At 62.0% G+C, this 13,110-nt stretch carries 7 protein-coding genes; 6 read left to right on the top strand and 1 reads right to left on the bottom strand.

Annotation, left to right across the window (positions count from 1 at the left end; genetic code table 11):
• Window positions 1-3 precede the first annotated feature (3 nt).
• Entirely contained in the window at window positions 4-1,395 is a 1,392-nt protein-coding gene (locus tag BW33_RS16410; RefSeq protein WP_047600035.1) for an efflux transporter outer membrane subunit, read from the top strand.
• A gap of 527 nt (window positions 1,396-1,922) precedes the next feature.
• Here the strand turns inward: BW33_RS16410 and pvdP are convergent.
• The gene (gene pvdP, locus BW33_RS16405) at window positions 1,923-3,542 is read right to left on the bottom strand and encodes a pyoverdine maturation tyrosinase PvdP (protein WP_047600034.1); all 1,620 of its coding nucleotides are present in this window, start codon (window positions 3,540-3,542) and stop codon (window positions 1,923-1,925) included.
• 254 nt (window positions 3,543-3,796) lie between these two features.
• Between pvdP and pvdM the strand changes: the two genes are divergently transcribed.
• From pvdM to BW33_RS16380, 5 genes are all read left to right on the top strand, one after another.
• Window positions 3,797-5,167, top strand: coding sequence for a pyoverdine-tailoring dipeptidase-like protein PvdM (gene pvdM / locus BW33_RS16400; RefSeq protein WP_047600033.1), 1,371 nt, complete (start codon window positions 3,797-3,799; stop codon window positions 5,165-5,167).
• Entirely contained in the window at window positions 5,164-6,444 is a 1,281-nt protein-coding gene (pvdN, locus tag BW33_RS16395; protein WP_047600032.1) for a pyoverdine-tailoring periplasmic protein PvdN, read from the top strand. Before pvdM ends, pvdN begins: the two co-directional genes overlap by 4 nt.
• Window positions 6,445-6,482: 38 nt before the next feature.
• Window positions 6,483-7,391, top strand: coding sequence for a dihydropyoverdine dehydrogenase (gene pvdO, locus BW33_RS16390; protein WP_047600031.1), 909 nt, complete (start codon window positions 6,483-6,485; stop codon window positions 7,389-7,391).
• Window positions 7,392-7,538: 147 nt separating this feature from the next.
• Window positions 7,539-9,188 (top strand): cyclic peptide export ABC transporter, encoded by a 1,650-nt coding sequence (locus BW33_RS16385; RefSeq protein WP_007968743.1) that lies wholly within the window; start codon window positions 7,539-7,541, stop codon window positions 9,186-9,188.
• Between the two features lie 116 nt (window positions 9,189-9,304).
• Window positions 9,305-11,767 (top strand): TonB-dependent siderophore receptor, encoded by a 2,463-nt coding sequence (locus BW33_RS16380; protein WP_047600030.1) that lies wholly within the window; start codon window positions 9,305-9,307, stop codon window positions 11,765-11,767.
• The last annotated feature ends 1,343 nt before the right edge of the window (window positions 11,768-13,110 follow it).

Genomic DNA, 13,110 nt, shown 5'->3' with positions numbered 1-13,110 from the left:
TCTATGAAACCGCGCCTCAGCCTGTTGACCGTGTGCCTGCTCCTCAGCGCCTGCGGCAATCCCGTTCAGCGCCCGGACAGCGGCGTGCAAATACCTGCTACCTGGCAGTCGCCCCATAGTGCCAGCGTTGCCCGCAACAACCCGCAGTGGTGGACGCAATTTGGCAGCCCGGAACTGGATCGCCTGATCGAACAGGCTCGCGTCGGCAGTTTCGACCTCGCGGCCGCCGTTGCTCGAGTGCGTCAGGCCCAGGCAGGCACCGTCATCGCTGGCGGCTCACAGTTGCCGGAGGTCAAGGCCGGACTGAATGCCAATCGGCAGAAACTGCTGCGCGGCAATGGCTACAGCCAACTCGATGCCAATAGCAGCAACAAGGCGGTGGACTATTTCGATACCAACCTGAGCGCCACCTACGAAATCGATTTCTGGGGCGGCAAACGCGCATCGCGCGACAGTGCGCAGTTCGCCCTGCAGGCCAGCGAATTCGACCGGGCGACGGTCGAGCTGACATTGCTCAGCGGCGTTGCCAGCACGTATGCGCAAACCTTGTCGCTACGCGAGCAGAGCCGCATCGCCGAACTCAATCTGGCCAACGCGCAAAGCGTGCTGAAACTGGTGCAGACGCGGTTTGATTCAGGCTCGGCCACTGCGCTGGAACTGGCGCAACAGAAGAGCCTGGTCGCCGCCCAGCAATGGCAATTGCCGCGCGTGCAACAGCAAGCCCAGGAAGCGTTGATCAGCCTCGCCGCCCTGCTTGGCCGACCGGTGCAGCAATTGTCGGCGACAGAGTCCTTCGATCACCTGCGATGGCCAGACATCGCCGCCGGCGTGCCCAGCGAGTTGCTCACGCATCGTCCGGACATCGCACGCGCCGAAGCACAACTGGCCGCCGCCGAAGCTGACGTCAAAGTCGCTCGCGCGGCCATGTTGCCGGCACTGACCCTGACCGCCCAACTCGGCTCAGGCGCCAATCAGTTCGATGATTTGATTCGCAGCCCTTTCTACAACCTGACCGCCGGACTGGTCGCACCGATTTTCAATAACGGTCGCCTCGGCGCTGAACGCGACAAGGCCTCGGCGCGCCAGCAAGAGCTGCTGGAAACCTACCGTGGCGCGATCATCAACGGTTTCGCCGATGTGGAAAAAGCGCTCAATAGCCTCCGTCGCCTGGATGAGCAGCGGTTGTGGCAGAACGAAGAACTGAATCAGGCGCAGACCGCATTCGACATCGCCCAAAACCGCTACCAGGCCGGTGCCGAAGACTTGCTGACTGTCCTCGAAACCCAGCGCACCTTGTATGCGGCGCAGGATCAGAACGTGCAACTGCGCCTGGCGCGGATGCAGGCCAGCATAGCGTTGTACAAGGCGCTGGGGGGTGGGTGGCAGACTTTGTAATTGCGCCGACTGACAGATCGCTTTCGCGAGCAGGCTCGCTCCTACAAGGTGTCTGGTCAGCCCGGACATTGTGGGCTGACACATAAACCTGTGGGAGCGAGCCTGCTCGCGATGGCGGTGGGTCAGGCAATTGTAGGTCGACTGGTCGGGGGCTATCGCGAGCAGGCTCGCTCCCACAATGTCCGGGTCAGCCCGGACATTGTGGGCTGACACATAAACCTGTGGGAGTGGGCCTGCTCGCGATGGCGGTGGGTCAGGCAATTGTAGGTCGACAGGTCGGGGGCTATCGCGAGCAGGCTCGCTCCTACAGGGTGTCCCGGTCAGCCCGGACATTGTGGGCTGACACATAAACCTGTGGGAGTGAGCCTGCTCGCGATGGCGGTGGCTCAGGCAATTGTAGGTCGACAGGTCGGGGGCTATCGCGAGCAGGCTCACTCCTACAGGGTGTCCGGTCAGCCCGGACATTGTGGGCTGACACATAAACCTGTGGGAGCGAGCCTGCTCGCGAATGATCGATGACGCAGCCCTCAAGCCGGGCTGGTTTTAGGCTTCAGATTGCGCGCATACCATGGCCGTTGCGGCACGCGGCGGAACAGGCCGGCGAGTTTTTCCTCGTCGGTAATGAAGGTGATGCGCAGCGCCAGCTTCATGGTTTCCGGATCCATCTCCACCGTCTTGCCCATCTGCAAACCCGGCGTGGTGCTGCAGCCATGGGTGATCGGCCCGAGCCACGGGTCGTCGACCTCCACCCAGCGCCCCGGGGCAAACCAGGGCACGCCATTGACTTGCAGCCGCGTGACCTCGCCCGGATGGAAGCGCTCGTGAGCACGGAACCAGTCCTCGATACGATCGTCGATCCAGCCATGGAAATGCCAGAACGTCGGGTTGACGTGGGAAGAAAACGGATCGCCGAGAAAGTCGTTTTCGGCGTTGTACCAGCGGGCAGCGAAGTCCGCCGGATCGCGGGCAAACGGCACCGGCTGACCGTTGGACGGATCGCGCGGCACGGAGGCCCAGCGCATGTGCAGCCAGTCATGCAGGCCCAACTCGACTTCGGAGCCGAACTGGCCGAGGGTCAGCCGGGCCAGATACGCCGGATCGCGGTACTGCGACTCCCAGACCTGGAAGTTGCTTTCGTAGGTCTCGGCAGTCTTGATATCGCTGACCCACTGGCTGAATTCGTCATCGCCCGCAGCCGTCCAGGTCGGCGGCAAGGCAGTGCCGTCGTGATTGTCGAAATAGCGGGCGAAGCCGACGCGGTCGCGGATCAGCTCCGGCTGCGGCAGCGGGAAAAACTCCCACGACGGCAGATCCTGCATCGAGCGCGCCGTCCCGAGCATGTGCCGGTGCATGAAGAAAAAGTCCACACCAGAGCCATTGCGATCCTTGCGCGGGCCACGGGCATCGCGCTCCTTGTCACGCGGTCCGGGCTGCCAGCCGATGCCGCGCAAGGCTTCGCGTTTGTCCTCGGGCAGTTTGTGCCACTTGTCCCGGGTCGCATGCCACAACTGGTGAAACAGGCGATGTTCGGGAGAGATCAACCACGCCAGCAACGTCGGATTGAGCGGCGTGCGCTCGCGCGCTTCGGGAAACAGCCGCTTGACGGCGACGAAGCGGTTGTCCTGCGCTGGCAAGGCCAGCGAGCGGTCCAGGCGCAAGGCCTTGCCGCTGAGCGTGCCACTGCCGGCATTGCCGAAGTCGGCCCAGACCTCATCGAGGATCATCTCCAGTTCATAGCTGATCTGGCCATCGGCGCCGATCAGGCGCCAGCTCAGCTTCGCCGCATCGGCTGCGGCGAGATCACCAAGAATCCGGTAACGCGGGGTTTCGCCGGAACGCAGGCGCTCGGGCGTGTCGAGAAAACCGCACACGCCGCGCCCCTTCTGGCCGATGTCGAGTAACACTTGCAGGTCCTTGGGCGGCAGGCCTTCGAGGCCAGCATCGACACCTTCGAAACGGATATCCCACACCCCGCGCAACGCATTCGCCAGGCGCTGCCCGGCCCTGTCCGCGACGTCGAAAGACGCTTCGCCCGGGGTGATCGTCGGGTCCGGCTTCGTCCATTCACGATGCCCAAAATACGCCGCAGGCACGGCAGCGCCGGTCAGCGCCAGGCCCGCCATGAACCATCGTCGAGAAATCTTCATTGCCCTACCTGTGTCAGCCATGAAGCAGGCTTTATCCAAGCTAGAACGTTTGCTCCATGCACAAATTTATGGGGGTACCTGAAAAGATCGCAGCCTGCGGCAGCTCCTACAGTGATCGCGTTCCAATGTAGGAGCTGCCGGAGGCTGCGATCTTTTAACCTGGCAACCTAAATTCCACGGCCAACCACTCGTTCCTCCCAGATAGCGAAGGCCTCCGCGCCTGCAACTCGATGGCGAACCTGACTGAGATGGCAATGACAAAACCACGTTCGAAAAAGGCTCTATTCATCGGCCTGCCGTTGGCCCTGGCGATCAGCGCCGGCGCAGGCTTTGCCGTGTGGCAACACTGGTTCAAGGACGACCTCGGCTACCCGGCCAAAGTCATGAAGCAGGCCGATGAGCTGCACGAACGCATGCTCTCTTTCGACAGCCATGTCAGCCTGACGCAAAATTTCGGCACCGATGGCCACGAAGCCGACAAGGACGGCGACGGCCAGTTCGACCTCGCCAAGGCCAACCGTGGGCGCCTGTCCGGCGCCGCGCTGACCATCTTCGGCTGGCCGGAAATGTGGAACGGCCCGAACGCCCCGCACAAGCCGACACCCGGTTTCGTCGACGAGGCGCGCAATCAGCAGGAAATCCGCTTCAAGATCATCTCCGGGATGGTTCGCGACTACCCCAATCAGGTCGCTATCGCCTACACCCCCGACGACTTCCGGCGTTTGCACGGCGAAGGCAAATTCGCGATTTTCATCAGCATGCTCAACGCCTATCCGCTGGGCCACGACCTAAACCTGCTGGACCTGTGGACGGCACGCGGCATGCGCATGTTCGGTTTCAGCTACATCGGCAACAACGACTGGGCGGATTCGTCGCGGCCGCTGCCCTTTCTCAATGATTCGCCGGACGCCCTCGACGGTCTCTCCGATCTGGGCAAGCAGGCGGTCAAGCGCCTCAACGATCTGGGCGTGATCATCGACGTCTCGCAAATGTCGACCAAGGCCCTCGAGCAAGTCGCGCAACTGAGCCGCACGCCGCTGGTGGCCTCGCATTCGGCACCGCGTGCGATGGTCGACATTCCGCGCAACCTCAGCGACAAGGAAATGCAGCTGATCAAAAACAGCGGCGGCGTGGTGCAGATCGTCGCGTTCTCGCAGTACCTGCGTCCGCTCACTCAGCAAACCCAGGACAAGCTCAACGAGATGCGCAAGGACTTTGACCTGCCGCCGCTACCGAACCTGGCGATGGCGTTGATGCCGGGCGACCCGATCATTGCGGCGTGGTCCGAACAGAAGTTCGGCCAGTACGCCAGCCGCCTGTACGGCATCCTCGAAGAGGAACCGAAAGCCAGTCTCAAGGATCTGGGGAATGCCATCGATTACGCGGTGCGCAAGATCGGCATCGACCATGTCGGCATCAGCTCCGACTTCAACGAAGGTGGCGGCGTCAAAGGGTTCGAGAACGTCGGCGAAATCCGCAACGTCACCGCCGAGCTGATCTCGCGCGGTTACTCCGAAGCGGACATCGCCAAGCTCTGGGGCGGCAACTTCCTGCGGGTCTGGGATCAGGTCGAGAAAGCCGCAAAACCGGCACTGGCCGTCGCGCCGGGAACCGCCAAGCCATGAGCAATCGTCGTGAGTTCTTGAAGCAGGCCGGGATTCTCGCGGCGGCGCTGCCACTGGGCGCGAGCCTGCCGAATGTCGCGGGTGCCGCGAGCGCTGCGCCCGTGACTGGCAACAAGTGGGCGCAGTTGCAGCAACTGTTCGATCAGGATCCGGCGTATCTGCACTTTTCCAATTTTCTGATCACCTCGCACCCGAAACCGGTGCGCGACGCAATTGAGCGGCACCGCACCGCCCTCGACAAAAATCCCGGACTGACCATGGATTGGGACCTCGGCGTGATCGAACAGCGCGAAGAGAACGTGCGAGTCTGGGCCGGTCGCTACCTGCAAGCCGATGCCAAACAGATCGCCCTGACCGGCAGCACCACCGAAGGTCTGGCGATGATTTACGGCGGCGTGCACGTGCGCCCCGATCAGGAAATCCTCACCACCGAGCACGAGCACTACGCGACCCACACCATCCTCGCCCTGCGCAGCGAACGCGACGGCACCCGGGTGCGCAAGATTCGTCTGTTCAAGGATCCGTACAACGCGAGCAAAGCAGAAATCCTCGCTGCCATCGACGGCGCCATCCGCCCCGAAACCCGGGTGCTGGGCATGTGCTGGGTGCATTCGGGCAGTGGCATGAAACTGCCCATCGGTGAGATCGGCGCCATCGTCGACAAGCACAACCGCGGTCGCAGCGACGCCGACCGCATCGTTTACGTGGTCGACGGGGTGCATGGCTTCGGCGTGGACAACCTGAGTTTCGCGCAGATGAACTGCGACTTCTTCATCGCCGGCACCCATAAGTGGATGTTCGGCCCACGCGGCACCGGCATCGTCTGCAGCCGCTTCGCCGAGGTCAGGTACGTCACCCCGATCATTCCGACGTTCTCCGAAGCCACGGCGTTTTCCACCACCATGACGCCCGGTGGCTACCACTCGTTCGAGCACCGCTGGGCGCTGGACGAAGCGTTCAAATTGCATCTTGAGCTGGGCAAGGCCGAGGTCGAGGCGCGCATTCACGCGCTCAACAGCTACCTGAAACATCGCCTGCAGCAACGTTCGCAGATCGAACTGGTGACGCCACTGAGCCCCGAACTGTCCGCCGGTTTCACCTTCTTCCGGGTCAAGGGCAAGGACAGCGACAAGATCGCCGCGCACCTGATGGCCAACCGCGTGGTGGCCGATGCCGCGCACCGCGACGTCGGCCCGGTGATTCGCACCGCACCGGGGCTGCTCAACGACGAAGAGCAAATCGACCGTTTGCTGGCCGTGCTCGACCAGGCCCTGTGAATCCGGACGCTCCCTTTTTCCTTTTAGCGAGACTCGCAATGAACAGTGAACTGCGTCGATTTTCCTTGAAGGCGCTGCCGGCGCTGATGCTCACCGCCCTCGCCGCCGGCCTGCTGCCGGGCGCCGCGCATGCCGCCACCCCGCCTGCGCCGGGCAAGGTGTTCAAGGACTGCAAGGACTGCCCGGAAATGGTCGTGCTGCCCACCGGCACGTTCACCATGGGCACCCCGGAGGATGAGGTCGGCCGCGAGCCGGATGAAGGGCCGCTGCACCCGGTGACGTTTGCCAAACCGCTGGCGATCAGCCGTTTCCAGATACTGCGCGGCGAGTGGGACGCCTACCTCAAGGACAGCGGCTACAAAATGCCCGACGGCGACACTCGTCCCGGTCGCGCGTGCAAGGCCGGTATCCCGGATTATCAGGGCAGCGACCCGCGCAAGCAGTACACCGACAAGCACCCGGCAGTGTGCATGGATTTCCCGGAGGCCGAAGCTTACGTGGCCTGGCTGTCGAAGAAGACCGGCCAGCAATACCGGCTGGTCAGCGAGTCGCTGCGTGAATACGCCGCCCGCGCCGGCAGCACGGGCCCGTTCCCCTTCCCGTTCGATGAGGGCAAGGAATACAGCATCGCCAAACACGCCAACACCTACGGCGCCGCCGATGGCTATAACTTCACCGCGCCGGCCGGCAGCTTTCCGGCCAACGCCTTCGGCGTCTACGACATGCACGGCAATATTTATGAGTGGACCGCCGATTGCTACAACGAGAACTACGTTGGCGCGCCAGGCGATGGCAGTGCCTGGCTGAGCGGCAAGTGCGAAGTGCGGCGCATCCGTGGCAACGACTGGGGCGAGGCACCGGTGTTCTCGCGTTCGGGCAACCGCAACGCCACCTACACCGACACCCGTGGCGACTGGATCGGCTTCCGGGTCGCCCGCGATCTGTAACGCCATCGCCCGGCTAAATTAGCCGTCCTGCCAGTCGTTCTAAAGGTGGGCGCGATCCTCCATGGCGCGTCCACCGCCCTCTACGTCATCCAGGCGAACCCCACGAGCAGTGCCGGTGTTCGCCGCTCCTTCAAGCAGGGAACCTCCATGAGCAAACCAACACGCGGGGTGATCAATGAATTGTTCGCCCTGCTCAAACCCTTTCGACTGATCGTCAGCGTGTCGATCCTGCTCGGCATGGTCGGTGGCCTGAGCGTCACCGCGCTGCTGGCGACCATCAACAACGTGCTGCACGCTGAGGGCGCACTGACCAGCACGATGGTCGCGGTGTTCGCCGGCCTGTGCCTGCTGGCGCTGACCAGCTCGATCTTCTCCGACATCGGCACCAATTTCGTCGGCCAGCACATCATCGCCAAATTGCGCAAAGAGCTGGGCGAAAAAGTCCTCTCGGCGCCGATCGAGCAGATCGAGCGCTATCGCAGCCATCGGCTGATTCCGGTGCTGACCCACGACGTCGACACCATCAGCGACTTCGCTTTCGCCTTTGCGCCGCTGGCGATTTCCCTGACCGTGACCCTCGGTTGCATGGGCTACCTGGCGATGCTGTCGTGGCCGATGTTCCTGATGATGGCGGTGGCGATCCTGATCGGCACGGTCATTCAGTACATCGCGCGCGGGCGTGGCATGCAGGGTTTCCTCAAGGCCCGTGACTACGAAGACGAGTTGCAGAAGCACTATCACGCGGTCGCCGAGGGCGCCAAGGAACTGCGTATCCACCGCCCGCGCCGGCATCGCATGTTCGTTTCTGGCATCGAAGGTACGGCCGACAAGATCTGCGACACGCAGGTGCGTTCGGTGAACATTTTCGTGGTCGCCAAGACCTTGGGTTCGATGCTGTTCTTCGTGGTGATCGGCCTGGCGCTGGGCCTGCAATCGCTGTGGCCGAGTGCTGACAAAGCAGTCATGAGCGGCTTCGTGCTGGTGCTGCTGTACATGAAAGGGCCGCTGGAGCACATCATCGGCACCCTGCCGATCGTCAGTCGTGCGCAAATCGCGTTCCGCCGGATCGCCGATCTGTCCGAGCAATTCTCCTCGCCCGAGCCGCACCTGCTGCTCAGCGACCAGGGCCACCAAAAGACTCCGGTGCACAGCCTGGAACTGACCGATGTCTCGTACAGCTTCCCGACGGTAGAAGGCGCCAAGCCGTTCCGGTTGGGGCCGGTGAACCTGAAAATCGAACAGGGCGACATCATTTTCATCGTCGGCGAAAACGGCTGCGGCAAGACCACGCTGATCAAGTTGCTGCTGGGCCTGTACGCGCCACAGCAAGGCGAAATCCGCCTCAACCAGCAGCTCGTCGACGCTGCCAACCGCGACGATTACCGCCAGTTGTTCACCACGATTTTCGCCGACTATTATCTGTTCGACGACGTGGTTCAGGGCGATACCCATATCCCGGAAGACGCCAACCAATATCTGGAGCGCCTGGAAATTGCGCACAAGGTCAGCGTGCGTGACGGCTCGTTCACCACCACCGACCTGTCCACCGGCCAGCGCAAGCGTCTGGCCCTGATCAACGCCTGGCTGGAGGAGCGTCCGGTGCTGGTGTTCGATGAGTGGGCCGCCGATCAGGATCCGACCTTCCGGCGGATTTTCTACACCGAGCTGCTGCCGGACCTGAAGCGTCTGGGCAAGACCATCATCGTCATTTCCCACGACGATCGTTACTTCGATGTCGCCGACCAACTGGTGCGCATGAGCGCCGGCAAAGTGGTCACTGAGCTGCAACCCGCCTGACTGTGAAAAATTTGTAAAAAAATTGCGTTGAGCTTTCCGGTTTTCGGAAGGCTCAACGTCTTACTAACAGTTAATAGAAATAGTTCTCAGTCAACACTTTGAAGAGTAGAAGAACAATGCCCGCACCGCACGGACTCCACCCGCTCGCCAAGGCTCTGCTGATCCGCCGCTCCTTCCGTTGCACCTTGCCAGCGTTCTGCGCCATGGCCCTGACTGTGCCGATGATCGGCCAGGCCCAGGCCGCCGCCGTGGCGATCAATATTCCTGCACAGTCGCTGGGGAGCGCCTTGCAGGAATTCGGTCGCCAGACCAACCTCCAAGTGCTTTACAGCCCGGATGAAGTCAGCGGTCTGCGCAGCAGCGCGGTCAGTGGCAACCTGGAACCGACCGCCGCCATCGCGCAACTGCTGCAAGGCACCAACATCGCCTACAGCGTCGAAGGCAACAACGTCGCCTTGCGTTCGCGCAGCAGCGGCGGTGCCAGCCTCGATCTGGCCCCGACCAGCATTTCCGCCACTGCGGAATCTGCCTGGGGCCCGGTAGACGGAATCGTCGCCAAGCGCAGCGCCACCGGATCGAAGACCGATTCGTCGCTCAAGGAAATCCCGCAGACCATCAACGTCGTCACTCAAGACGAAATCAAGATGCGCGGTTCGAAGACCGTCACCGAAGCCCTGCAATACACCCCCGGCATGACCGGCGGCGGTTTCTCGGACCGGGTGAAGATCTTCGACGAACCGACCTCCCGCGGTTTCTCCCCTACTCCGCTGTACCTCGACGGCCTGCACATGCCTTACGGCGGCGGCAGCACCGGCGGTTCGCTGCAGATCGACCCGTACACCCTGGAGCGCGTCGAAGTGCTCAAGGGCCCGGCCTCGGTGCTGTACGGCCAGAACCAGCCGGGCGGTATCGTCAACATGGTCAGCAAGCGTCCGACCGCGACCCCGCTGCACGAAGTGAAGCTCGGTGGCGGCAGCTATGACCGCAAGTACGGTGCCTTCGACCTCGGCGGCCCGATCGACGATCAGGGCGAATTCCTCTATCGCCTGACCGGTGTGGTCAACGACAGCGGCTCGGCCATCGACTACGCCAGCCAGAACCGCATGCTGCTGGCGCCAAGCCTGACCTGGCTGCCCAACGACCAGACCACCATCACCGTGTTCGGTCAGTACCAGAAAGACCACGACGTACCGGAAGCCCAGGGCCTGCCCGCCAACGGCACCGTACATCGCAGCCAGGCCGGGCGCATCAGCCGCAGCCTGTTCCTCGGTGAGCCGGACGTGAACAAGTACCACCGCGAGCAGTTCGTCGTCGGTTACGAGATCGCCCACGAACTCAACGACGTCTGGACTCTGAAGCAGAACGCGCGTTACGCCGACATCAACGACCAGTACGTGGCGCCGCTGCACGGTTATGCGTTCCCGACCAACCCAGTCACCGGCCTCAACGACGGCAGCTACCAGACCCGTTACGGCGTGGACTGGTCGCAGCACAACAAGGTCTACGGCATCGATAACATCGCCCAGGCCAAGTTCAAGACTGCCGATGTCGATCACACCGTGCTGCTGGGCGTGGACTACTACCACTACAATTCGAAATTCCTCGGCCTGTACGACCGCACCGCTCCGGGTCTGGACCTGTACAACCCGGTGTATGGCAGCCAGATCAATTTCCGTCAGCCGTACAAATGGGACAACACCATCACCCAGACCGGCCTGTACGCTCAGGATCAACTGCGCTGGAACCAGTGGTTCCTGACCCTCGGCGGTCGTTATGACTTCGCCGAAACCGACAACAAGCAACCGCTGAGCGGCGGCCACAGCAACCAGAAAGACGAGAAGTTCACCGGTCGTGCCGGCCTCGGCTACGAGTTCGACAACGGCATCACGCCGTACGTCAGCTACGCCGAATCGTTCCTGCCGCAGACCGGTACCGACATGAGCGGCGGCGCCTTCGAACCGACCACCGGCAAGCAGTACGAAGTCGGCGTCAAGTACGAGCCGAAGTCGATCGACGGTTTCATTCAGCTGTCGGCGTACCAGATCGATCAGGACAATATGCTGACCACCGATCTCGCCAACCCGGGCTTCAGCACCCAGAGCGGCTCCGTGCGTTCGCGCGGTATCGAGCTGGAAGGCAAGGTCAACGTCACCCGCAACCTGCGCGTGCTGGCGGCGGTGTCGCGTAACCAGACCAAGTGGGAGAAGGACAACGACGGTCGCGAAGGTCGCACCCTGGCCATGCGTCCACCGCTGACCGCCTCCGCGTGGGTCAACTACGACTTCGACATCTCCACCGCCCTCGCCGGTTTCGGCATGGGCCTGGGCGCTCGCTACGTGCGCAGCAGCTACGGTTCGGATTACGAGTCGGACTCGTTCCAGATTCCGTCCTACACCGTGTATGACGCCATGGTCTCCTACGACCTGGAAAAATCGCCGCTGCATGTCAAAGGCGTGAAACTGCAAGCCAACCTGCAAAACCTCACTGACGAGAAATACGTGGCCGCGTGCAACGGTACCCTCGACTGCTATTACGGCGAAGGCCGCACCATGACTGCTGACGTGACCTATAACTGGTAATACGTTTAGCGCTCACTGAAACGCCGGCATTTGCTGGCGTTTTTTTTGGGGGCTTGGCGGGCCTTTGGGTCGAGCAGACTCTTTGGGTTTGGGTTTGGGTTTGGGTTTGGGTTTTGGGTGAATATCCGTTGCTTCGGGTGCTGCCGCTGGCGGTTTCGCTCTTACAGCGAGTCACCTTTTCCAGACGCCGAAAAGGTAACCCAAAAGGCTTTGCCCCCGGCGTACGGCACTTCGCTTAGGCTCAGTGTTCCCTCGCTACGGTGTCCATCCGGGGGCATCGCCTACGGTTTGCTTCGCTGCACCTCCTCTCGATGTATGCGGCTACGCCGCATGGCGCTGCGCGCCTAACCCCCGGATGAACACCTTCGCTCGGCCTGCCGAAGGGGCTGAAGATCAAAAGCCACATCAAAAGCCACATCAAGAGCCAGAGCAGATCAAAAGATCACAGCCTGCGGCAGTTCCTACATGGGATCGGGTGTTTTCATTTGGAGTTTGGTCGGCTGGCAGGTCGCCTTCGCGAGCAAGCCCACAATTGGATTGGGTGCATTCAGTTGGAGATTGGTCAGCTGTCAGGCCGTCATCGCCAGCAGGCTGGAGCAGAACGCGCACCACTTCTGCTCTTCACGACTCCTACAACTGGTAATACGTTCAGCGCTCACTGAAACGCCGGCATTTGCCGGCGTTTTTTTTGGGGGCTTGGCGGCCTTTGGGTCGAGCAGACTCTTTGGGTTTGGGTTTTGGGTTTTGGGTGAATATCCGTTGCTTCGGGTGCTGCCGCTGGCGGTTTCGCTCTTACAGCGAGTCACCTTTTCCAGACGCCGAAAAGGTAACCCAAAAGGCTTTGCCCCCGCGTACGGCACTTCGCTGAGGCTCAGTGTTCCCTCGCTACGGTGTCCATCCGGGGGCATCGCCTACGGTTTGCTTCGCTGCACCTCCTCTCGATGTATGCGGCTGCGCCGCATGGCGCTGCGCGCCTAACCCCCGGATGGACACCTTCGCTCGGCCTGCCGAAGGGGCTGAAGATCAAAAGCCACATCAAGAGCCAAAGCCAAGGCAAAGCCAAAGCCAAAGCCACATCAAAAACCAGAGCCAGATCAAAAGATCGCAGCCTTCGGCAGCTCCTACATGGGACTGGATGCGTTCAGTTTAGATTGCGTGCTGCCCTTGCGGCGAAGCCGCCCCACTCAATGGCCGAGTGTCAGCTCGCCGAAAGCTTTTGATCTTGATCCACGGGCGACGTCGGAAGGCTGAGTGGAGGGATTGATCCGGGGGTGGGAGCGCAGCGACCGTTTGGCGAAGCCAAACACAGCGAGAGGAGGTGCAGCGAAGCAAACCGTAGGCGC

The organism is Pseudomonas sp. RIT288 (assembly GCF_000631985.1).
Lineage (GTDB): Bacteria > Pseudomonadota > Gammaproteobacteria > Pseudomonadales > Pseudomonadaceae > Aquipseudomonas.
This window is presented reverse-complemented; position numbering and strand designations above follow the sequence as displayed.

Bases quoted from the DNA above. Each gene is read 5' to 3' on its own strand.
- BW33_RS16380 (WP_047600030.1), top strand. From the start codon at position 9,305: ATGCCCGCACCGCACGGACTCCACCCGCTCGCCAAGGCTCTGCTGATC.
- BW33_RS16385 (WP_007968743.1), top strand. From the start codon at position 7,539: ATGAGCAAACCAACACGCGGGGTGATCAATGAATTGTTCGCCCTGCTC.
- pvdP (WP_047600034.1), bottom strand. From the start codon at position 3,542: ATGAAGATTTCTCGACGATGGTTCATGGCGGGCCTGGCGCTGACCGGC.
- pvdN (WP_047600032.1), top strand. From the start codon at position 5,164: ATGAGCAATCGTCGTGAGTTCTTGAAGCAGGCCGGGATTCTCGCGGCG.
- BW33_RS16410 (WP_047600035.1), top strand. From the start codon at position 4: ATGAAACCGCGCCTCAGCCTGTTGACCGTGTGCCTGCTCCTCAGCGCC.
- pvdM (WP_047600033.1), top strand. From the start codon at position 3,797: ATGACAAAACCACGTTCGAAAAAGGCTCTATTCATCGGCCTGCCGTTG.
- pvdO (WP_047600031.1), top strand. From the start codon at position 6,483: ATGAACAGTGAACTGCGTCGATTTTCCTTGAAGGCGCTGCCGGCGCTG.